At 46.0% G+C, this 374-nt stretch carries 1 protein-coding gene; it reads left to right on the top strand.

The window, feature by feature from the left end; translation table 11 throughout:
• The coding region (locus tag ACFI6G_RS22240) for an EF-Tu/IF-2/RF-3 family GTPase (protein WP_462710488.1) at positions 1-374 on the top strand (374 nt) is incomplete at both ends.

Genomic DNA, 374 nt, shown 5'->3' with positions numbered 1-374 from the left:
GTATTCTCAATTCAAGGTCGTGGTACTGTTGTAACTGGTCGTATCGAGCGCGGTATCCTACGTGTAGGTGACGAAGTAGAAATCGTTGGTATCAAAGAGACTACTCTTACTACTTGTACTGGTGTTGAAATGTTCCGTAAACTGCTTGACGAAGGTCGTGCAGGTGAGAACGTTGGTGCACTTCTACGTGGTACTAAGCGTGATGACGTTGAACGTGGTCAAGTACTTTCTGCGAAAGGTTCTATCAACCCACACACTAAGTTTGAGTCTGAAGTATACGTACTTTCTAAAGACGAAGGCGGCCGTCACACTCCTTTCTTCAAGGGTTACCGTCCACAGTTCTACTTCCGTACAACTGACGTAACAGGCGACAT

It is taken from the genome of Vibrio sp. PSi01, assembly GCF_054960695.1.
Note: the sequence above shows the minus strand (reverse complement) of the source record. Positions and strands in the feature narration are given on the sequence as shown.